This is a genomic window from Leifsonia lichenia (assembly GCF_054780215.1).
Window position 1 is genome coordinate 112,225 of the sequence record NZ_BAAGWT010000003.1, and the last position, 22,649, is coordinate 134,873.

Below are 22,649 nucleotides of genomic sequence, written 5' to 3' on the forward strand. Positions count from 1 at the left end.
TTCGCACGACTCGTGCGGACCGCATCCACGCGGCCTCGTGCGAAACGTGCGGTGCCGCCGCCCGCGACCGCACTTTTCGCACGACTCGTGCGGCCTACTCGGCGCCGATCGCGGCGTAGAACTGCGAGACGGCCTTGCGGTTATAAGCCGCGTAGTCGAACGCGCCCGTCGGAACGTCTCCGGCGAGAAACGCCCGCAGACCGTCCGCGACACCGGCGTCGCTCTGCGGCACCACCAGCCCGCTGCCAGCCGGCAGCGCGTTCTTGGCCGACGCGAACTCCACCGTGACGATCGGCAGCCCGAGCACGAGCGCCTCCAGGATCACCATCGGCTGTCCCTCGTAGTCGCTCGACAGCACGAAGCAGTCCGCCGCCGCCATGATCGCGTGCGGGTTGCGCTGCATCCCGGTGAGGAACACCGCGTCGCTGAGCCCCAGGCTCTCGATGAGAGCGGACAGGTCGTCGAACAGGGGACCTGCGCCGACGATGACGAGCCGGGTGGCAGGATGCGCGGCGTGCACCTCAGCGAACGCCCGGATGAGGCGCGCCTGGTTCTTCTCCGGCGACAGCCTGCCGACGTTGACGAACGTGGTCACGTCGTCCTGCGACAGCAGCGCGTTCGCCCACGGCGGGTTCGTGCCGGTCTCCTCGTCGAACGTCAGCTCGTGCAGGTCGGCCTGCGCGTTCTCCAGGATGTGCTCGGCGTCGACGGTGTTCAGCGCCGAGGTGAACTTCTCCGGTCTGGCGTACTCGGCCAGGCCGGCGCGGTTGATGTCCGACAGGGTCGGCGACACCGACACGAGGTGGTCGTACTGCTCGTAGAGCGTGAAGAGCTGGGTGAGGCTGTGCAGCATCTTCTTCTCGCCGCCGACCTCGCGGTGGGCGTCGGACGCCAGATCGTTGTGCAGCCAGATCGAGCGCTCGGCCTCGGGGGAGTGCAGCAGCAGGGTCGCCCAGAACGGCCCGTAGCCGGAGAAGTCGACCACGTAGTCGAAGACGCTCTCACCGAAGCAGCGCGACCACTCGTCGTTCCACAGCCGGTTCTGCGACGGGATGTTCGCGTGCTCCGCGATCCGACCGCGGCGGAAGTCGAGGTGCCTGGCGAGGTGCCACAGCTTGGCGCCGTTCATGCCGCCGACGCGCGGGAACTGGCGCACCGCCGGGTGGATCTGCTTCTGCTTGCCGATGGTGGCGTTCGACCTGCTCTGCGCGAAGAACGCAGACACGTCGTAGCGGTCGTGGTCGAGGTTGTTGAGCAGGTTGAGCGCCGACGTTGTGATGCCGTTGGGGCGCATCCCGCCGAGGTACAGCAGGAGCTTGGTGCGGCCGTCGTCCGCGAGGTCCGTGCGCAGCCGGTAGCCCTCCCTGACGCCCCGGAACACGATGTCGACGACGCGCTTCGACGCCTGGCCGTCCTCGTACGGGGTGAACCGGCGCTGAGCGGCGAGGTAGCGGTCGCGCCACTCCTCCGGCACCGCATCCCCGTTCCCGGCGATGGCGGCGAGGTCGTCGCCGATTTCGCGGGCCGACATCCTGGCGGGCCCTGGCCACTCGTCCTGATCGAAGTAGAGGCCGCGGGTGCCCGCGTAGTCGGCGATGTCCGGCGTGAAGAACAGGATGGGCCTGCCGGTCTGCAGGAAGTCGAAGTAGATGCTCGAATAGTCGGTGATGAGGGCGTCCGTCACGCCGAGCACGGAGTTCGTGGGGATCTCGTTCGGGACGAGCAGGCGCTTCAGCTCCGGCCGGAGCCTGGCGAGCTTGTGCACGCTCTGGTGCGTCTTCAGCAGCACGGCGTACCTGCTGGTGTCGATGCGTTCCTCGATGCCGGCGATGTGTTCGAGGATCTCGTCGATGTCGTCGGTGGGCCGCCCGAACGACGCGCCTTTCCAAGTGGGCGCGAACAGCACGACCTTCCTGTCGCCGAGCGGAACGCCGGCCTCGACCAACTGCCGACGGGTGGATGCACGCCCAGCGTCGTCCAGGAACTGCCTGTCGATCCGCGGGTAGCCCTCCTCGACCAGCGTCCCCCGGTAGATGCCAGTGAGCTTGTACCCCGTCTGGTACATCTGCTCCGCCATGAACGTGTTGGCCGCGAGCAGGTAGTCGGCCTGCACGAAGTTGCGCACGATGTTGGCGGTGGCGAGCGCGCCGTCCTCGATGTCGTAGCCCATGCGCTTGAGCGGCGTGCCGTGCCAGGTGTTCAGGTACACCTGGCCGTCGCGCTTGCCGAAGTCGGGAGGAAAGGTGGCGTTGTTGACCAGGTACTGGCTGGTGGCGAGCGCGCGGTAGTACGCGGCGGAGCCGTACTTGACGAAGCTGACCCGCGGGTTCCCGGCGAACTCGTCGACGGCGGCCTTGTACTGGGTGAGGTCGGACAGCGCCCAGATGTGCGTGAGGTGGGCGAGGTCGGGGGCGGCGAGCAGCTCGCGGAAGATCGCCTCAGGGTTGTCGAGCATCCCGTTGCCGGAGAAGGACTCGTAGAAGACGGACCCGATCACGATCGGCTGCCGACGCCAGTGTGCGTGGATCTCGAAACGGGCGGCGCGCTTGACCCTGGAGGGCAGGCGTTTCAGGCGGGAGAGTCTCATCGCCCCCGAGTTTATGAGAGGGGCATAACAGTCTCCTGAGAGCGGGCGATGCGTCCGCCTAGGACTCCTCGTCGAACCCGAGCGACAGCTTCCGCAGCAGCGACGCCAGCCGTTCCTGCTCGCTCGCGGAGAGTCCTGCGAGCAGGTCGGACTCGGCGTCGACCAGGCGGGTGATCGCCGCATCCACCCTGGTGAGCCCCTGCGCCGACATCTGCACCAGGATGCCGCGGCCGTCGTTGGGGTCGGTTCTGCGCTCCACCAGGCCGCGGGAGACCAGCCTGTCGATGCGGTTGGTCATCGTGCCGCTGGAGACGAGGGTCTGCTGCAGGAGCGACTTCGGACTGAGCTGGTACGGCGAGCCGGCGCGACGGAGGGCGGCGAGGACGTCGAACTCCCACGATTCGAGGTCGGAGCGGTCGAACGCGGTGCGCCGGGCCCTGTCGAGGTGGCGGGAGAGCCTGGCGACCCGGGAGAGCACCTGCAGGGGGGAGAAGTCGAGGTCGGGGCGTTCGCGCAGCCAGGAGTCCACGATGCGGTCGACTTCGTCGCGTGCGTCAGGCATCCCCCCATGCTATTTCGTCGGGCGTCCGCTCGATGGTCTGGCAAACTGTGTTGTGCGCCCGGCGCCGCATTGCACGGCACCGGATGCGGTCCGCCTTGGTGTAATGGCAGCACGACAGCCTTTGGAGCTGTTAGGTCTAGGTTCGAATCCTGGAGGCGGAGCGGAACCGATCGTCCGATCCCTGGAGTGATATGACCGACCAGAACCTCGCCATCGTCGTGCTCGCGGCTGGACAGGGCACGCGGATGAAGTCCGCCACCCCCAAGCTGCTGCATCCACTGGCCGGGATGCCCATCGTCGGGCACGTGCTCGCCACGGCCAAGCAGCTCGACGCGGCACACGTCATCTCCGTCGTGCGGCACGAGCGCGACCGTCTCGTCGAGGTCATCTCGGTCGATCTGCCGGAGAGCGTGATCGTCGACCAGGATGAGGTGCCGGGCACCGGCCGCGCCGTGGAGCTCGCCGTCGCCGCTCTGCCTGCCGGCTTCAGCGGCGAGGTGCTCGTCGTCAACGGCGACGTGCCGCTCCTCGACGCCGACACCCTGCGCGAGCTGATCGAGAAGCACCGTGCGGGGGGAGCGGCCGCGACCATCCTGTCGTCGTTCCCGGCGGACGCCACCGGCTACGGCCGCATCGTGCGCACGGAGAGCGGCCACCTCGACCGCATCGTGGAGCACAAGGACGCCACGGAGGCCGAGCGCGAGATCGGCGAGATCAACGCGGGCATTTACCTGTTCGGGCTGTCGCAGCTCCGCGACCAGCTCGCGGCGCTCACCACCGACAACGCGCAGGGCGAGAAGTACCTCACGGACGTGATCGGCCTGCTGCGCACCGCCGGCTTCGACGTGGATGCGCTGCCCGTCTCCGAATCGTGGCTGGTCGAGGGCATCAACGACCGCGCCCAGCTCAGCGAGGCCGCCGCCAAGCTGAACGCCCTGATCGTGCGCACCTGGCAGCTCGCCGGTGTGACCATCCAGGACCCGGCGACGACGTGGATCGATGTGAAGACCAGGCTCGCGCCCGACGTCACGATCCTCCCCGGCACGCAGTTGCGTGGCGCGACCGTGGTCGAGACCGGCGCCGTCGTCGGCCCGGACACGACCCTCCTCGACTGCGAGATCGGCGAGAACGCAACCGTCAAGCGCTCGGACGGCACGCTCGCCGTGATCGGAGCCGGAGCCACGGTCGGACCGTTCGCCTATCTCCGGCCGGGCACCATCCTCGGCGCCGACGGCAAGATCGGCACCTTCGTCGAGACCAAGAACGCGGTGATCGGCGCCGGCACCAAGCTCGCGCATTTCAACTACGTGGGGGATGCGCAGGTCGGCGAGAAGTCCAACCTCGGCGCCGGTGTCATCACCGCCAACTACGACGGGGTGAACAAGCACCGCACCGAGATCGGCTCGCACGTTCGTGCCAGCACGAACACGGTGTTCGTCGCGCCGGTTAGGATGGGTGACGGAGCGTACACGGGAGCGGGAACCATCGTCCGAAAGGACGTCCCAGCCGGAGCGCTCGCCCTCACGGTCGCTCCGCAACGCAACATCGAAGGTTGGGTCGCGCAGAAGCGGCCGGGCACCGACGCCGCCACTGCAGCGGAAGAGAGCGGAGAGTAAGTGTCAGGGATCACCACCACCGGCCAGAAGCGACTTGTTCTGATTTCTGGGCGGGCGCATCCCCGACTGGCAGAAGAGATCGCAGAGTGCCTGGGCAGCGACCTCATCCCCACGGATGCACGCACCTTCGCCAACGGCGAGATCTACGCGCGCTTCGATGAGAGCGTCCGCGGATCGGATGCGTTCGTCATCCAGTCGCACACCTCGCCGATCAACGAGTGGCTCATGGAGCAGTTGATCATGGTGGATGCGCTCAAGCGGGCCTCCGCCAAGCGCATCACCGTCGTCGCCCCGTTCTACCCGTACGCCCGCCAGGACAAGAAGGGCCGCGGTCGCGAGCCGATCTCGGCACGTCTCGTCGCCGACCTGTTCAAGGCGGCGGGAGCCGACCGCATCATGTCGGTCGATCTGCACGCCGCGCAGATCCAGGGCTTCTTCGACGGTCCCGTCGACCACCTCTTCGCCATGCCGGTGCTGCTGGAGCACATGAAGCGCGAGCTCGATCCGGCCGTCACGACCGTGGTCTCGCCCGACATGGGCCGGGTGCGCGTCGCCGACATCTGGAGCGACAAGCTCGGCGTGCCGCTCGCGATCATCCACAAGCGCCGCGACCCGCTGGTTCCCAACCAGGTCTCCGTGCACGAGATCGTCGGCGAGGTCAACGGCCGTGTCTGCCTGCTGGTCGACGACCTGATCGACACCGGCCGCACCATCGTCAAGGCGGCGGAAGCGCTCAAAGCGGCGGGCGCGATCGGCGTGGTCGTCGCGGCGACGCACGCCGTGTTCAGCGACCCCGCGGTCGAGCTGCTGCAGAGCGATGCGATCGACTCCGTCGTCGTCACCGACACGCTTCCGCTTCCGGAGCACAAGCGCTGGGACAAGCTGACCATCCTGCCGATCGCCCCGCTGCTCGCGAACGCGATCCAGCAGGTCTTCACAGACGGCTCCGTCACCTCGATGTTCGACGGGGCCGCGTAGCAGCAGTTCTCCGCCCTCCGCGAGTGTTTCCTAGGGGAGCGCGTGCGGGGTCGACGGGATCAGGCCGAGGGGCGCCACGAACGTGGCGTCACCCTCGGTGTTGAGCGCGTAGCACTGCCAGCCCGGCCCGGCAGGGGCGAACAGTTCGAAGCGCGCCGACGAGCCCTGCGCATCCGGTGAATAGCGGGTCACGTAGACCGAGCAGGTCTGCGTCGCCGTGGTCGACGCGATGCTGATCGTCACGAGCACGCCGGGCAGCACGAGCGCCACGAGGCCGACGATCACCACGATGCGCGTGGCGATCATCGTGCGACGCCCGCGCAGCGGTCGTTCGTCGCCCGGCTCGTATCCCACCAGCTCCGGATGTTCGTCAAAACTCACCCTCTGAGTCTCAGCCGAATGCTGTCTATCCGCAAGCTCGCCCGCCCGTCCCCAAGCAATCGAGCCGGGACTTGTGTACGCGACACGCCGGGGGCGAGCGTACACAAGTCCCGGCTCGATGGCGCGGGTGGGCGCTGGGGTCAGTGGCTGGAGCCCTCAGTCTCGATCTCGGTGCGGTCGCCGGACCAGAGGGTGTGGAAGGTGCCGTCCTTGTCGACGCGCTTGTAGGTGTGCGCGCCGAAGAAGTCGCGCTGACCCTGGACGAGCGCGGCGGGGAGACGCTTCACGGCGAGCGAGTCGTAGTACGACAGCGCCGCGCCGAAGCCGGGGATCGGGACGCCGGAGAGCGCTGCGGTCGCCACGACACGGCGCCAGGCGGCCTCGCCCTCCGCGACGGCGTCGGCGAAGTACGGCGCCTCCAGCAGCGTGGCGATGTCCGGGTTCTCGTCGTAGGCGTCGGCGATGCGGTTGAGGAACTGGGCGCGGATGATGCAGCCGCCGCGCCAGATCTTCGCGATCTTGTCCTTGTTGATGTTCCAGCCGTACTTCTCCGCGCCGGCGATGATCGCGTCGAAGCCCTGCGCGTACGCGACGACCTTGGATGCGTAGAGCGCCTTGGAGACGTCGTCCGCGAACGAGGAGTCCACCTTCTGAACGTCGGGGCGGCTCTTCACGACCGCCTGCACGGCCTCGCGCTGGGCGGGCTTGGACGACACGGCGCGCGCGAACACGGCCTCCGCGATGCCGCCGACGGGCACGCCGAGGTCGAGCGCGTTCTGCACTGTCCAGACGCCGGTGCCCTTGCTGCCGGCCTGGTCGAGGACGATGTCGACGAACGGGGTGCCGGTCTCCGCATCCACCTGGCGCAGCACCTCGGCGGTGATCTCGATCAGGTAGGACTCGAGGTAGCCCTTGTTCCACTCGGAGAACACGTCCGCGATCGCCGCGGGCTCCAGTCCGCCGACCGTGCGCAGCAGGTCGTACGCCTCGGCGATGAGCTGCATGTCGGCGTACTCGATGCCGTTGTGGATCATCTTCACGAAGTGTCCGGCACCGTCGGTGCCGACGTGGGTCACGCACGGCTCGCCCTCCGCGACAGCGGCGATGGAGGCGAGGATCGGCCCGAGCGTCTTGTACGACTCCTCGGAGCCGCCCGGCATGATCGACGGGCCCTTCAGCGCGCCCTCCTCGCCGCCGGAGATGCCGGTGCCGACGAAGTGGATGCCCGTCGGCGCGATCCGCTGCTCCCGCTCGATGGTGTCGTGGAAGTTGGCGTTGCCGCCGTCGACGATGATGTCGCCAGGCTCGAACCGCTCCACGAGCTGGTCGATCACGGCGTCCGTGCCCTTCCCGGCCTGGACCATTATGATCGCCGTGCGCGGCTTCGCCAGCGACGCCACGAACGCGTCGATGTCCTCCGACGCCACGAACCCGGCCTCGGGATGCGCGGAGATCAGCTCGTCCGTGCGGGCGTACGTGCGGTTGAACACGGCGACCGTGTTCCCCTCCCGCGACGCCAGGTTGCGGGCCAGGTTGGAGCCCATCACCGCCAGACCGACGACACCGATGTTGGCTGTTGCTTCGTTGGACACAGAACGCTCCTTCGGATGCGGCGGACGATCCGCCTGCGTAGAGATGAAGTGGGGACGCGAGATCGCGTGCGGGCCGAAACGTCCAGATCCGGACCGGAGACCATCGTTCGCGCTCCGACCCTCGCTGTTGGCGTGCGTCGAGCAGACTCCCTCAGCCTACCAAGCCATGGTGGCGGGGGAGTCAGTCGCACAGGTCGGAGGAGACGCGATCGTCTCCGCCGACCACGATGGCCGTGACGAATTCGTCTCCGTTGACCACGAAGTCGACGTAGCGGCCGTTTCCGTCACCGAGGGCGTAGGCCCGCTGTCCTCCGGAGACGCTGTTGCTGCGTTCGAGGTCGGGGTACGCCTTCCGCAGCGCATCCAGGGTCGAGCCGAGGCCGATGCCTGCGCTGGTCTTCGGCGTCGGGGACACGGCCTGGCCGAGATCGGAGGCGTCCGCCACCTGGATGCGCACCGCCGTCGTCGCGCTGCCATCCTTCGCGACGGCGGTGACCGTCGGCTGCGCGCCGTCCTGGGTGGTCCCGGTCTGCGCGATCGCGAGTTCGTGGCCGACGCAGCCGTCCTGGTCGATGGTCTTGGCGAATCCCGGGATCGCCGACGTCTGCGCCGTGACGTCCCCGCCGATGGTGAGCGGCCCCATCCCCGCCCAGGTGACGAGCCAGGCTGACACGTTCGCCGGGTCGACGGGAACGGCGCTCGCGGGTCTCTGCGGGGCAGGCCGGGTCGGCGAAGCAGTGGCGGAGGTCTTCGCGGTATCGGCGGAGGGGGTGCATCCGGTGAGCGAGGCGAGGGCGACGGTGGCGAGGGCGACGGCGGCCGCCGCCGTGCTGAGTCCTGTCGCGCGCATCCACATCCCCCTGGTCCCTGCCAAAGCATCAATATCGCATACGAGGGCCCTGTGCCGCCAGCACCGCCGCGATCGGTTAGACTTGCTGATTGAACTTCGGCGAGGGATGCACGCGGTCACGCGCGCAGTCCGTAATCGACGCGGTGGAGCAGGGCTTCGCAGTCTTTCCTCACACGTCTTTCATCAGATCGATGCGTTCGAGTCGAACACAACCAGACACTGCGAGCAGCGCTCGCCCGACAGCCGGGAACGCCCGGCAAGGAGACAATCATGGCTGACGAGTCCAACAAGGTCGTTACCGAGGCACGCGAGAGCTTCGGCAAGGGCGCTGCGCGCAAGATCCGCGCCGCTGGCAAGATCCCCGCCGTCATCTACGGTCACGGCACCGACCCCATCCACGTGACGCTTCCCGCTCACCAGGTCGGCCTCCTGCTCCGCAAGGCGAACGCGGTCCTCGACCTCGACATCGCAGGCAAGAGCCAGCTCGTCCTCGTCAAGGACGTGCAGAAGGACCCGGTGCTGCAGATCATCGAGCACCTCGACCTCATCGTGATCCGCAGCGGCGAGAAGGTCTCCGTGGAGGTTCCCGTGCACGTCGAGGGCGAGACGTACCCCGGCACCATCGCGATGCTCGACGTCCCGACCCTGCGCCTCGAGGTCGAAGCGACCCACATCCCGGAGCGCATCGTCCTCGATGTCACCGGCGCCGAGGAGGGCACCCAGTTCCACGCCAAGGACTTCGTCCTCCCGGCGGGCGCCGCCCTCGCGGAAGACCCCGAGCTGCTCATCCTCAACGTCATCGTGCCTGCCTCGTCGCGCGCGGACGAAGAGGCTGACGCCGCTGTCGCCGAGGCTGCTTCGGCCGCGTCGGCTGCTGCTGCCGCCGAGTCGGACACCGAGTAACCAGCTCGATGGATTCACCCTGGCTCGTAGTCGGGCTCGGTAACCCCGGGCCCGGCTACGCCGCCACGCGTCACAACGTGGGGCAGATGGTGCTCGACGAGCTCGCGGAGCGCGGCCGTCTCAGCTTCAAGACCCACAAGACGAACGCCACGGTCGCCGAGGGGCGCATCGCCCCCGGTGGGCCGCGGTACATCCTGGCCAAGCCGAACACGTTCATGAACGTCTCCGGCGGGCCTGTCGCGCAGTTGCTGCGCTTCTACTCGCTCGAACCGTCGCAGCTCATCGTCGTCCAGGACGAACTCGACATCCCGTTCGACACCCTCAAGCTCAAGTTCGGCGGAGGCCACGGCGGGCACAACGGCGTCCGCGACGTCATCTCCGCGATCGGCACGGGAGACTTCACGCGCGTGCGCGTCGGCGTCGGCCGACCCCCCGGTGCGCAGGGGGCAGCCGACCACGTGCTCAAGGGTTTCAGCAGCACCGAGCGGAAGACACTCCCCATCCTCGTCGCCGATGCGGCGGATGCGGTCGAGCAGATCGCAACAGAGGGCATCACCGCTGCGCAGTTGCGGTTCCACACCGCCCGCTGAAACTAAAATGCAATCATAGTAGTGATCGCGTTTCTCTTGTAACGTTCTGGATGCCGCACTGGGCGACCCAGGTCGACCAACCGCGGCGCCGTGTCGTCCTCCGTAGCGACACGGCTGCCAGAGCCGACACACGCGTCGGTCCTCGCGGTGCGAGCCGCAGGACGCGGCGCCAGCGAGAGACCCGTCATGCGTTCACATCGTCGTTTGCGTTCCGCGTCCCAGAGACACCTCGACGTCCGTACCGCGCGACGGACAGGGCGAGGGATGATCGCCGCCGTCCTCGCTGGAACCCTGGCGTTCTCCGGCCTCGGCGTGCTGATCGGTCCGCCGGCAGCCGCCGACGACACGGACAACGGCTACACGCACACCTTCCTGGTCGACGACGCACGCGATGTCGCGGACGCCGACCCTGGAGACGGCGCGTGCGCGACCCGCTTCACCGAGGGCACCCCCGCCGTGCCGACCTGCACCATGTACGCGGCCGTTCAGGAGGCCAACGCCCTGCCCGCCGGAGACAGCGTCCTCATCGCCGTCGCGCCGTCGATCAGGAACATCGACGGCAGCTTCACGTCCTCCGCCCTCATCCAGCTCAACTGGAACACGACGAACAATCCCGCGCCGCAGGTGCCGAACATGTCGACGAGCATGGCCGCCGACTCCGGAATCGCGGCGACCATCGACAGCGACACCGCCTCGCGGTACTGGGTCAAGCACGACGACGTGACGATCGACCTGCAGGGCAGGCTGGGGTGGACGATCACCACGGACGTCGGACCCAACGTGCTCCTCTTCACGGGCACGAACCAGACCTTGCGCAATTTCACCAACCTCGTCAGCGCGGAGAGCGGCGTGTACGTCGGTTCGACGGCGAAGAACTTCTCGCTCGTCAACGGCAGGCTCGCCAATCCCGCGTCGACCCCCGGGGTGCCGGCCGACCACGCCATCGAGCGCGGCATCGTCATCGTCGAGGGAGCGAAGAACACCACGATCACGAATGTGCACTTCCAGCGCGCGTACTGGGATTCCATCCTCCTCGCGCCCGCGTCGGACGCGTCGCTGATGATCGACGGGCTGACCGTCGATCGGAGCTCGTGGGATCAGCCGGTCAACGGCGGCGCGTATGATCCGGTCTACAACTACTTCGTCCGCAACTGGAGTTCCGCCGTCTCCGGCAGGGACATCGCGATCACCAATAGCGATGTCCGCAACTGGGGCAACGATGGCGGTGCGAGCAACGTGATCTACTTCTCTGGGGGCACCTGGCAGAACGTCTCCATCCTGGGCAACCGGTTCACCGGCACCTCGACGCAGGCGATCAACCCGATCGCGTTCAACGCTCTCGGCCAGACCAGCGTCGTCGTCAGGAACAACGACTTCATCCAGGCGACCGGGACGCGCGGGAGCGCCACCGGTTCGTCCTGGGTGCGCAACAACGGCTCCACTGTGGGCGTCCGCGTGTTCGACAACCGCGTCGAGGGTGGAAACAACAGGGTGCAGTTCGCGAACGTCGCGACGGCGCCGGCCACAGCCGTCCTTCCGGTCTTCCGCAACACGATGTCGGGAGTCGGTTCGACGGTGACCGCGGCGAACGAGAACGTCGTCGGCACCACGAACAACATCTACAACAGTGCCAACGGAACGATCAGGACGGCATACGCGCTTTCCGCCTCCGCGCCGCAGCAGAGTTGCGAGATCGACGTCGAGATCGCGAAGCCGTCGACCACCGGAGGCACGGCCATCCCGACCGACCCTGTCTTCGTGGACGTGTACATCGGCCGGAGCACGGCTGCCGGGGGAGACGGCGCCGGACTCGAGCAGTACCTCGGCAGGGTCGTGACGACGCAGTCCGCGCTCCCGGCGACGTTCCAGCTCCCGTACGCTGGCGCGGGCGACAACAGCGTCGTCCGACTGCAGACGACGGAGATCGCGACAGGGAAGACGTCGCAGTATTCGCGCTCCGTCCCCGCCGTCGGCCCGGACACCTGCGCGCCGCAATCGTGGATCAAGCAGGGCGGCTGGTACAACGACAACGGCACGATCTCGTCCACGCAGCAGGACCCGACGTCGTTCCGAGACGTCCGTTTCCAGATCAGGACGTCGGAACCGCTCGGTGGGGCAGGACTGACCGCCGCGGACATCGCATTCAGCGGGACGGCGCCCGGCCAGCAGGTCGTGTCGCTGACCGCGCTGAGCGACACGAGCTGGGAGCTCATCGCGAAGGCGAACGGCTCAGGGACGGTCGTTCCGAGCATCCCCCAGGGAGCGATCCAGGATGTGGTGGGTCAGCCGTCGCTCGGAGCGTCGAACAGCACGCGTGCGCCCATCGACTTCGCCGGGTCGGAGGACGCCGATCAGACACAGGGTATCGACGGCGCTGACATCGACCACTCCGTGCTCTACAACTCTCCGCTCGCGATCACCGCGCCAGACCCCCTCGCGCTCTCCGTCGGCGAGCCGGGCAGCGAGTCGGCCGGCCTCACGATCTCCAACACCCAGGTGGATGCGGACGGCCGCGTCACCAAGGTCCCGTCGTCGCCCGTCACCTTCACGCAGCAGTGGAGCGGTCTCGTTCCCGACCCCGCCCTGCCCGACCCAGGTCGGAGCGCGGCCGGGATCGCGGTCGCTCTGCCGACGCACACCACCATCGATGACGCGCAGCCGACGATGGACACCATCGACCGTTCCGTGAACGTCCCTGTGCGCGCCATCGACAACCAGGTCGTCGATGGCACCCGCCACGTCACGCTCGGCTTCGCGGTCAGCTCGGACGACCCGGAGTTCGACGGCCTCGAGCTGCCGACGATCCCGGTCACCGTCACCGACGACGATCACCCGTCCGCCGCGTCGTCCACGCTCGCCGTGACGGCGAACGGCGCCATCGCAGACGGCACGACCGCGAACACAGTCACCGTTACGGTGCGGAACGCCGCGGATCAGCCGGTCTCGAACGCGACGGTGCTTCTCGATGTGCCGGACGGCACGACCTGGGTCGGCCCGGACGGCGTGCAGGGAACCGCGGACGATCTCGTCGGCGGCGCCGGCACCACGATCTCCGTGCTGACCGACGATGCGGGGCAGGCGACGCTCGACATCGTCAGCTCCACGGTCGGCTCCTATCAGGTGGCCGCGCTGGTGAACGGCTCGGAGGAGATCTCCGGTTCGCCGCAGACGGTCGACTTCGTCCGGGTGACGGTCGATCCGTCCGCGCCAGGCACTGCGTTCACGGTTTCGCCGGGGGATGTGGTGGCCGACGGCTCGGCGACGCACACGATCACCGTGACCATCGACGACGTCTCTGGAAATCCGGCCACCGGTTGGGAATCCGCCATCGCCGCCACGGCGGCCCCGGCGAGCGGGGTCGTGATCGGCGCGTTCGCCCCGACGGGCACGGCGGGTGAGTACGCGGCGACGGTCACCGCGACCACTGCCGGAACCAAGACGATCGCGGTGACAGTGGACGACGGCGGCACGGCGCATCCACTTGCTGTCGCGACGGGAGGCAGGGCGGACGCCGTGTTCGTCGCCGGTCCTCCCGCGGTCGGTGCCGGGCACTCGACCGTGTCGATCGACGACGACAGCGACAGGGTCGCGGACGGAAGCGCGTTCCACCAGCTCACGGTCGTCCTGGTCGACGCCAACGGCAATCCGGTGACGGGAGCCGCAGCTCAGGTGCACTCGACTGTCGCGGGGGTCGCCACCGGCGCCGTGGCCGTGACCGGCTTCACGGAGAGTTCGACACCGGGAACGTACGAGGCCCTGGTTCGGTCGACAGCGGCGGGCGCGCACGATGTCACGGTGACGTTCGGTGCGGCGCAGGTCATCGGCACGGTCGCCGCGAACTTCGCGGCGGGCGGCGTCGACCTCGGCGACACCGGCAGCTCGTTCAGCGTGAGCAGCGGCGACGCGCTGGTCGGCAGCGGCCACCACACCGTCACCGTCACCCTGGCGGACACCAACGGAAACCCCGTGAGCGGCCAGGCCGCGGTGCTTTCGGCGACCACTCACGCGACGCTCGGCACGGGCTCGATCACCGGCTTCGCCGAGACCGCGACGCCGGGAACATACCAGGCGACCGTCACGTCCACCGTCGCGGGCGACCGGGCGATCGACGTGCGCCTCTCCGGTGACGCCGTCACGGTGGCGGGCAACGGCACGGCGTCGTTCGTCGCCGGGGATGTGGACCTTGCCGACTCCGGTTCGCGGTTCACGGTGTCCGAGGGCGAGGTGGCCGTCGGCACACGCTCACACGGCATCACGGTGACGCTCGCCGATCAGTACGGCAACCCTGTCTCCGGACGGGCCGGTCTGCTCCTCGCGTCCACGGCCGACGACATCGGCGGAGGGACCATCGGTGCGTTCGCCGAGACCGCGACCCCTGGCAGCTACCTCGCTTCGATCACGTCGACGGTGTCGGGTGGCAAGACGATCGCTGTGACGTTCGCCGGCGACGACGTCGCCCTCGACGGCAACGGCGTGGCGACCTTCGCCTCCGCTGGGGTCGACCCGGACAACGTCGGCACGCGCTTCGCTGTCTCGACCGGGGATGAGACCGTAGGCTCCGGCGCGCACACCGTCACGGTGACCCTCGCGGACGGAAACGGCAACCCGGTCTCCGGGCAGGCGGCGGGCATTGAGGCGTCGAGCGCAGACGACCTCGGAACAGGAACCATCGGGGCGTTCGCCGAAACGGCGACGCCCGGCACGTACACCGCGACCATCACCTCGACCGTCGCCGGCCGCAAGACCGTGTCGGCCGTGTTCGGCGCCGACCGGCTGACGGTGCTGCTCGTCGGCAACGACGTCGCGAGCTTCGTCGCGGCCGGCGTCGACCTCGGCGCGGGAGCGAGCGGATACTCCGTGACGGCAGGCAGCAGACCGGTCGGAACGGGCGAGCACACGATCACGGCGACGCTGGTCGACGGCTTCGGGAACCCGGTGCAGGGGCAGGCGGCGGAACTGACCGCATCCACGGTGGACACCATCGGCGCAGGAGCGGTCTCGGCCTTCACGGAGACGGCGACCGCTGGCACATACGCAGCGACCGTGTCCTCGACGGTCGCGGGCGCGAAGCACATCTCCGTCGCCCTGACAGGCGCTCCGGTGCCCGTGGACGGTAATGGGATCGCGCACTTCGCCGCGGGCGGCGTCGACCTGACCGCGGGCGGAACGGTGTTCAGCGTGTCGGAGGGCGACGTCTCGGTCGCAGGAGGAACGCACTCGGTGACCGTGACGCTCACGGACGCATACGGAAACCCGGTCGTCGGCCAGGCGCCGCCCCTGGCGGCCACCACGGCCGACGACCTGGGCAGCGGCGCCATCGGACCGTTCGTCGAGACGACGCCTGGCAGCTATGCGGCGGCCATCGCCTCGTCGGTAGCGGGGGAGAAGACCGTTTCGGCGACCTTCGACGGCCTTCCCGTGACGCTCGGCGGCACCGGGAACGACGTGGCGCGCTTCATCGCGGGCGGCGTGGACATCGGCAACGTCGGCACCGCATACAGCGTCTCCGGCGGCGACGAGGTCGTCGGCAGCGGAGCGCACACGATCACGGTCACCCTCGCGGATGCAGACGGCAATCCCGTCTCCGGGCAGGCGGCAGGAGTCGGTGCAGACGCCAGTGACATCGGCGCGGGGACGATCAGCGGCTTCACAGAGACGGCGACGCCGGGAACGTACACCGCGACCGTGTCCGCCACGGTCGCGGGCAGCGCACTCGTCACCGTGACCTTCGGCGGATCGGGCGTGCGGGCGAGCGGGAACATCCACGCGGTGTTCGTCGCCGGCCCGACCGATCCGGCCGCCGCCGGCAGCGGGTACACCGTCTCCGGAGGGGAGGTCTCCGTCGACGGCGGTGCGCACACGGTCACGGTCACGCTGACGGATTCCTTCGGCAACCCGGCCTCCGGCTCGGCCGCATCGCTTCTGTCCACTACGACGGCAGCGCTCGGCGGCGGCACGATCACCGGCTTCACGGAGACGGCGACGGCAGGGACGTACACGGCCACGATCACCTCCAGCGTCGCGGGCAGCAAGGCCGTGACGACGGAGCTCGGCGGAACGGCGCTCGCACTCCACGGGAACGGCGATGCCGTGTTCATCGCCGGTGGCGCGGACCCGGACAACGTGGGAACGGCCTTCTCCGTCTCGACGGGTGACCAGGTCGTCGGCTCCGGCTCGCACACCGTGACGGTGACGCTCGCCGATAGCGCGGGCAACCCGGTCTCCGGGCAGGCGGCCGGGCTCAGCGCGAGCAGCCTGCAGACGCTCGGCGCCGGTGCCGTGTCCGCCTTCGCGGAGACGGCGGCTCCCGGAACGTACACGGCGTCGATCACGTCGACGATCGCGCGTTCCAAGACGATCCTCGTCGCGTTCGGCGGGACGGCAGTCGCCGCGGACGGCAACCACCTCGCCTCGTTCGTCGCCGGCGACATCGACCTCACCGCGGGAACGACCGGCTACGCCGTGTCGACCGGTGAGGAGAGCGTCGACGGAGGAAGCCATCAGGTGCTCGTCTACCTCACCGACGCGTTCGGCAACGCCGTGTCCGGCGACGCCGCGCAACTCACTGCAACCACCGCGGACGACCTCGGCACGGGCGCCATCACCGGCTTCGTCGAAACCGCGATCGCGGGAGAGTACGCGGCCACGATCACGTCGAGCGTGGCGGGCGACAAGGCGGTCGACGCGGCCTTCGGCGGCTCGCCGCTCGCGGAGGTAGGAAACTCGATCGCGCAGTTCCGCGCGGGCGACGTGGACCTCGCCGCATCGGGAACCCGGTTCACCGTGAGCACCGGGGACCAGGCGGTGGGCGCGAGCGGCCACACCATCGCCGTGACCCTGACCGACGCGGCCGGCAACTCCGTCGCCGACCGGGCGGACCAGCTCACGGCGACGACGACCGCCGACCTCGGCGCAGGCGGGATCGGCGCGTTCACCGAGGTCGCACCCGGAAAGTACGAGGCGACCATCACGTCGACAGTGGCCGGTGACAAGCCGGTCGACGTCCACTACGGAATCGACGATGTGTCCGGACCGGTATCCCTCGCCGCGGACGGCAACGGCAGCGCACGATTCGCGGCCGGCGCCGTCGACCTGGGCGACGCGGCCAGCGCATACACGGTCAGCAGCGGGGATGCGGTCGTCGTGGACGGAACGCACACCGTCACGGTGACCCTCGCCGACCAGTACGGCAATCCCGTTCCCGGCCAGGCGGCGGCGCTCTCCGCATCCACGGCCGACGACCTCGGCACCGGCGGCATCGCGGCGTTCACCGAGACGGGCACCCCCGGCACGTACGCGGCGAGCATCACCTCCAGCGTCGCCGGAGCCAAGACCATCGCGGTCGCTCTCGACGGAGCGCCGGTGACGGCAGCGGGCAACACGGTCGCGACGTTCGTGGCCGGGGGCGCGGACACCGCGAACCCGGCGACGGTGTTCACGGTCAGCGCGGGCGACCAGCCGGTCGGCACGGGCGCGCACACGATCACCGTCACTCTCGCGGACGCCAACGGCAACCCGGTCTCCGGGCAGGCCGCCACGCTGGTCGGCGCGACGACCGACCCGCTCGGCAGCGGAGCCGTCTCCGGCTTCGCCGAGACGGCGACGCCGGGCAGGTACACCGCGACCGTGACCTCCACGAGTGCGGGAGCCAAGACGATCGCCGTCAGCATCGGCGGGTCGCCGATCACGTCGGGCGGCAACGCCGTCGCCTCGTTCGTGGCGGGCACCGCAGACCTGGACGACCCGGCCAGCGGCTACTCCGTGAGCACGGGGACCCAGCCGGTCGGGACCGGCGTCCACGCGATCACGGTGACGCTCGCCGACCAGCACGGCAACCCTGTCGCCGGGCGCGCGGGCGACCTGCTCGCGGCCACGACCGACGACCTCGGCTCCGGTGCAGTCTCCGCGTTCGCAGAGGCAGGAACGGCGGGGACGTACACGGCGACGGTCACCTCGTCGGTGGCCGGAGGCAAGGCGATCACCGTCACTCTCGGCGGTCTGGACGTGCACCTGTCCGGCAACGGAACAGCGACGTTCGCGTCTGGGGGCGTCGACCTGGGCAATGCGGGGAGCGGCTTCGCGGTCTCCACGGGCCCGGCGTCCGTCGACGGCGGCTCGCACACGGTCACGGTGGCGCTGGCCGACGCATTCGGCAACCCGGTCTCCGGGCAGGCGGCGGCGCTGACGGCGGCGGCGGCCGACCTCGGGTCGGGCGTGATCAGCGGCTTCGCAGAGACCGCGACGGCAGGCACGTACACGGCGACGATCACCTCGACCGTCGCGGGTGCGAAGGCCGTCGGCGTGACGCTCGACGGCAACGCTGTGACGGCGACGGGCAATGCAGAAGCGGTCTTCGCGGCCGCAGCGGTCGACCTCGGCAACGCGGGAAGCGCGTACACGGTCAGTTCGGGCGCGGTGTCGGTCGACGGCGGCTCGCACGCCGTCACCATCACGCTTGCCGACCGGTTCGGCAACCCGGTGACGGGGGAGGCGGGGCAGCTCACTGCATCCACTGAGGATGCGCTGGGGACCGGTGGCATCACGGACGTCGCCGAGACGGGCACGCCGGGGACGTACAGCGCAACGGCGACCTCCTCCGTCGCCGGAACCAAGGCGGTCGTCGTCCACTTCGGCGGCCAGACGGTGACCCTGGACGGCAACGGCACAGCGGAGTTCGTCTCCGGCGGCGTCGACCCTGCCAACCCGGGAAGCGGGTTCGCCGTGACGTCCGGCGACCAGCCTGTCGGCACGGGGCAGCACACGGTGACCGTGACCCTGGCGGATGCGAACGGCAATCCGGTCTCCGGACAGGCGGCCGGCCTCACGGCAGCGTCGACGGGAACGCTGGGCGGCGGTGGCATCGGCGCGTTCGCCGAGACCGCGACGCCGGGAACATACACGGCCGCGATCACGTCGACCGTGGCAGGGACGACGACCATGAGCGTCGCGTACGGCGGCTCGCCGCTGGCGCTCGCGCCCGCCCTCGGCGGCAACGGCACCGCGTCGTTCACCGCCGACGGGCCCGATCCGGCGGCGCCGGGAACGGCGTACACCGTCTCGATCGGCGACCAGCAGGTGGGCACGGGCGCGCACACCGTCACGGTCACGTTGAGCGACGCCTTCGGCAACCCCGTCCCCGGGCAGGCAGACGCCATCGTGGCGAGCACGGCGGCTCCGCTCGGCACAGGGACGATCTCCGCCGTCACGGAGACGGCGACCTCAGGGACGTACACCGCGACGGTGACCTCGACGGTCGCGGGAGCGAAGGCCGTAGCGGTCACGATCTCCGGCACATCCATCACGGCGACGGGGAACGACACGGCGACCTTCGTGGCCGGAGCTCCGGATGCGGGCGCAGCGGGCACACGGTTCACCGTCACCGGCGGCGACGTCCCCGTCGTCACCGGCAGCCACCTGGTGACGATCACCCTGGCCGATCAGCACGGCAACCCCGTGGGCGGCCAGGCGGCGAATCTGCTCGCCACGACCGACGATCCGCTCGGCTCCGGCGGCATCGCCGCCGTCGCCGAGACGGCGACTCCCGGCACATACACGGCCACCGTCTCCTCAAGCGTCGCGGGCCAGAAGACCGTCTCCGTGACGGTGAGCGGCCAGGCGGTCACGGCTGCGGGCAATGCGGTCGCCTCCTTCGTCGCGGGCGGGGTCGACGTCGGCAACGCAGGGACCGTCTACTCCGTTTCCCCGGGAGACCAGACCGTCGGGACGGGCACCCACACCGTGACGGTGGCGCTCGCCGACGCGGCGGGGAACCCGGTGTCCGGGCAGGCGGCGGCGATCACCGCTGCCTCGGCCGACGACCTCGGGATGGGAGGGATCGGCGCCTTCGCCGAGACCCCCACGGCGGGGGTGTACAGCGCGACCGTCGCATCCACTGTCGCGGGCGGCAAGGCGATCAGTGCGGCGTTCGGTGGTTCGGCGATCACGCTCTCCGGAAACGGGACGGCCGCCTTCGTGGCGGGCGCAGCCGACCCGGCAGCGCCGGGCACGGCGTTCTCGGTCTCGACGGGCGACCAGCCGGTGGGCACAGGAGGACACACCATCACGGCGACAGTGACAGACGGCTACGGCAACCCGGTCTCCGGACAGGCGGCCGAGCTGGCCGCGGTGACGTCCGCCGACCTCGGCTCTGGCGTGGTCAGCGGGTTCGCGGAGACGGCGCAGGCCGGCACATACACAGCGACGGTCACCTCGACGGTCGCCGGGGCCAAAGCGCTCGCGGTCACGCTCGGCGGGGCGGCCATCTCCGCTGACGGCAACGCGTCGGCGTCATTCGCCGCGGGCGCCGTCGACCTCGACGACGACGGCTCGGCGTTCTCCGTATCGGGCGGCTCCGTCACGGTCGGCACCGGGTCGGTGGGCTCCGGGTCGCACACGGTCACCGTGCGCCTCGCCGACGAGCACGGCAACCCGGTTTCCGGGCAGGCGGGGATGCTCGCCGCATCCACGACCGACGACCTCGGCACCGGCGTCATCGGTGCGTTCGCCCAGACGGCGCCAGGAGTGTACGAGGCGCACGTCACGTCGAGCGTGAGCGGCGACAAGACCGTGACCGTCGTGTTCGGCGGTGCGCCTGTGACCCTGGACGGCAACGGAACGGCGTCGTTCGTCTCCGGCGGCGTAGACGTGACCGACCCGGGCACCGGCTTCGCGGTGAGCGATGGCGCGGTGCCGGTCGACGGCGGCTCGCACACCGTGACGGTGACCCTCTCCGACAGCGAGGGGAACCCGGTCACCGGCATGGCCTCCGGCCTGTCGGCGTCCGCGGCGCCGAGCCTCGGATCGGGAACCGTCGGCGCGTTCGTGGAGACGGCCACGCCTGGCACGTACACCGCGATCGTCACCTCCTCGGTCGCGGGAGGAACGACGATCGCCGTCCGGTTCGGCGGCGACGACCTGCGGGCCACCGGCAACACGACCGCCGCGTTCACGGCAGGCGGCGTCGACCTCTCGTCTGCGGGCACCGGCTACCGGGTGAGCACGGGCGGCCTGCCGGTGGGAGGCGCGGCCCACACGGTCACGGTGACGCTGACCGACGCCAGCGGCAACCCGGTCTCCGGCGCTCAGGCGCAACTCGCCGCGGTTTCCGCCGCCGGTCTCGGCGGGGGAGCGATCACCGCGTTCGCCGAGAGTGCGCCGGGCGTCTACCTGGCGCAGGTCACCTCCACCAGTGCGGGCGCGAAGCCGATTGCGGTCGGCTACGGCGGAGCAGCCGTGACACTGCGTGGAAACGGCACGGCGACCTTCGTCGCCGGTGCCATCGACCCGGCCGCCACCACCATGACCGCGACGTCGCCGGTGCGCGCGGACGGCACGGACGCCAGCGTGGTCACCGTCTCGGTCTTCGACCGATACGGCAACCCGGTGACGACGCCCGTGCCGGTGACGGTCGCCAGCACCATCGGCGCCGTCGGCCAGGTGATCTCGACCGGGGACGGCCGGTACACCGCATCCATCACCTCGACGGTCGGCGGCACGGCCGGCGTGACCGCGACCGTCGGCGGCGCCGCGGCTGCAGCCACGGCCTCCGTGTTGTTCGTCGACGTGACCGGGCCGCTCGCTCCCGTTCTCGACCCGAGCGACGGCGCAACCGTCACCGGATGCGCGGAGCCCGGCTCGACCATCCAGGTGCGGGACGCGGACGGGACGGTCATCGGCGAGGTCGTGGCCGGTGCGGACTGCCGCTTCGAGATCGTGCTGCAGCCGCCGCTCGCCCCCGGCGACCGGATCACGGTGACGGCGACCGACCCGGACGGAAACGTCTCGTCCGGTGCGGCGCTGCGCGTCGGCCTGATCTCGATGGAGCTGGCGCACGCCACCCGCGAGCCAGGCCAGCAGCAGGTGGCGACGGGCCACGGCTTCCAGCCGGGCGAGCTGGTGCGCGGACGGATGCAGTCGACGCCGGTCGACCTCGGCACCCAGGTCGCGAACGCGCACGGAGACGTGACATTCACCTTCACCATCGCCAGCGACGCGGAGACCGGTGTCCACACCGTGACCCTCACCGGCGGCTTCAGCGGCAGCGTCAGCGAGCGGTTCACGGTGACCGCGCCGACAGGGCTCGCCGACACGGGGTCCGACCTGTCGGCGGCCGGCCTCTGGATCGCAGCGCTCGCCGTCGGCCTCGGGCTCGCGCTGCTCACCATCGTCTCCCGGCGCCGCCGGGACGCACAGAAAGGAAAACGATGAAACATCGGGTACGCGCAGCTCTTGTCGCGGGAGTCCTCGGAGTGGCCATCGCGCTCACCGGCTGCACCGGCGGCGACGCCGACCGCGGACTGCCCAAGGGTATGCCGGAGACGGTCAGCGTGACGGAGGGGACGGTCAGCAATGCCGTGTCCTCGAAGGGGAGCTGGTCGTTCGTGCTCACCGTCGCCGACGAGGCTGCGCAGAAGGCGGCAGTCACCACGCTCACGGGCGACGGCTTCACCCAGGTGGGCACGAGCTCGTCGGACGTCGCCCGCACCTACGCGCTCAAGAACAAGCGAGACGGAACGAACGTCACGCTCGTACTGACCATGCGGGACGGAAAGCCCGCCGTCGTGTTCAACATCGTCGCGACGAAGTGACGC

11 protein-coding genes and 1 tRNA gene are annotated in these 22,649 nt (G+C 69.7%); 7 read left to right on the top strand and 5 right to left on the bottom strand.

From position 1 onward, the window contains the following. Positions 1 to 94 precede the first annotated feature (94 nt). Positions 95 to 2,587, bottom strand: a complete 2,493-nt coding sequence (locus ACYVGI_RS10285) for a CDP-glycerol glycerophosphotransferase family protein (RefSeq protein ID WP_460632526.1) — start codon at positions 2,585 to 2,587, stop codon at positions 95 to 97. Positions 2,588 to 2,645: 58 nt separating this feature from the next. Further along, entirely contained in the window at positions 2,646 to 3,149 is a 504-nt protein-coding gene (locus tag ACYVGI_RS10290; protein ID WP_460632527.1) for a MarR family winged helix-turn-helix transcriptional regulator, read from the bottom strand. Positions 3,150 to 3,238: 89 nt separating this feature from the next. On the opposite strand from ACYVGI_RS10290, the gene ACYVGI_RS10295 reads away from it, so the two are divergent. The 3 genes from ACYVGI_RS10295 (at position 3,239) to ACYVGI_RS10305 (ending at position 5,743) form a co-directional block, all read left to right on the top strand. After that, positions 3,239 to 3,310 (top strand) — tRNA-Gln (locus ACYVGI_RS10295). Positions 3,311 to 3,340: 30 nt separating this feature from the next. After that, positions 3,341 to 4,765, top strand: a complete 1,425-nt coding sequence (glmU, locus tag ACYVGI_RS10300; RefSeq protein ID WP_460632528.1) for a bifunctional UDP-N-acetylglucosamine diphosphorylase/glucosamine-1-phosphate N-acetyltransferase GlmU — start codon at positions 3,341 to 3,343, stop codon at positions 4,763 to 4,765. Then, on the top strand, positions 4,766 to 5,743 hold the full coding sequence (locus tag ACYVGI_RS10305; protein ID WP_460632529.1) for a ribose-phosphate diphosphokinase: 978 nt from the start codon (positions 4,766 to 4,768) through the stop codon (positions 5,741 to 5,743). A gap of 30 nt (positions 5,744 to 5,773) precedes the next feature. On the opposite strand, the gene ACYVGI_RS10310 is transcribed toward ACYVGI_RS10305, so the two are convergent. The 3 genes from ACYVGI_RS10310 to ACYVGI_RS10320 all read right to left on the bottom strand — a co-directional run bounded on the left by ACYVGI_RS10310 (position 5,774) and on the right by ACYVGI_RS10320 (position 8,590). Then, complete coding sequence (locus tag ACYVGI_RS10310; RefSeq protein WP_460632530.1) at positions 5,774 to 6,124, bottom strand: hypothetical protein; 351 nt, start codon at positions 6,122 to 6,124, stop codon at positions 5,774 to 5,776. A gap of 140 nt (positions 6,125 to 6,264) precedes the next feature. Further along, positions 6,265 to 7,716 carry an NADP-dependent phosphogluconate dehydrogenase gene (gene gndA, locus ACYVGI_RS10315; RefSeq protein WP_460632531.1) on the bottom strand — a complete coding sequence of 484 codons (1,452 nt, stop codon included), beginning with the start codon at positions 7,714 to 7,716 and terminating at the stop codon, positions 6,265 to 6,267. A 181-nt stretch (positions 7,717 to 7,897) separates the two neighbouring features. Then, positions 7,898 to 8,590: a hypothetical protein gene (locus tag ACYVGI_RS10320; protein WP_460632532.1), complete on the bottom strand. Its 693-nt coding sequence runs from the start codon at positions 8,588 to 8,590 to the stop codon at positions 7,898 to 7,900. A 246-nt stretch (positions 8,591 to 8,836) separates the two neighbouring features. Here ACYVGI_RS10320 and ACYVGI_RS10325 point away from each other — a divergent pair, with 246 nt between their 5' ends. The 4 genes from ACYVGI_RS10325 (at position 8,837) to ACYVGI_RS10340 (ending at position 22,646) form a co-directional block, all read left to right on the top strand. Continuing rightward, positions 8,837 to 9,469: a 50S ribosomal protein L25/general stress protein Ctc gene (locus tag ACYVGI_RS10325; protein ID WP_460632533.1), complete on the top strand. Its 633-nt coding sequence runs from the start codon at positions 8,837 to 8,839 to the stop codon at positions 9,467 to 9,469. Positions 9,470 to 9,477: 8 nt separating this feature from the next. Beyond that, the gene (gene pth / locus ACYVGI_RS10330; RefSeq protein WP_460632534.1) at positions 9,478 to 10,059 is read left to right on the top strand and encodes an aminoacyl-tRNA hydrolase; all 582 of its coding nucleotides are present in this window, start codon (positions 9,478 to 9,480) and stop codon (positions 10,057 to 10,059) included. A gap of 264 nt (positions 10,060 to 10,323) precedes the next feature. Continuing rightward, complete coding sequence (locus tag ACYVGI_RS10335; RefSeq protein ID WP_460632535.1) at positions 10,324 to 22,266, top strand: invasin domain 3-containing protein; 11,943 nt, start codon at positions 10,324 to 10,326, stop codon at positions 22,264 to 22,266. Then, positions 22,263 to 22,646 carry a hypothetical protein gene (locus ACYVGI_RS10340; RefSeq protein ID WP_460632536.1) on the top strand — a complete coding sequence of 128 codons (384 nt, stop codon included), beginning with the start codon at positions 22,263 to 22,265 and terminating at the stop codon, positions 22,644 to 22,646. The genes ACYVGI_RS10335 and ACYVGI_RS10340 overlap by 4 nt, the downstream gene beginning before the upstream one ends. Positions 22,647 to 22,649: the final 3 nt, after the last annotated feature.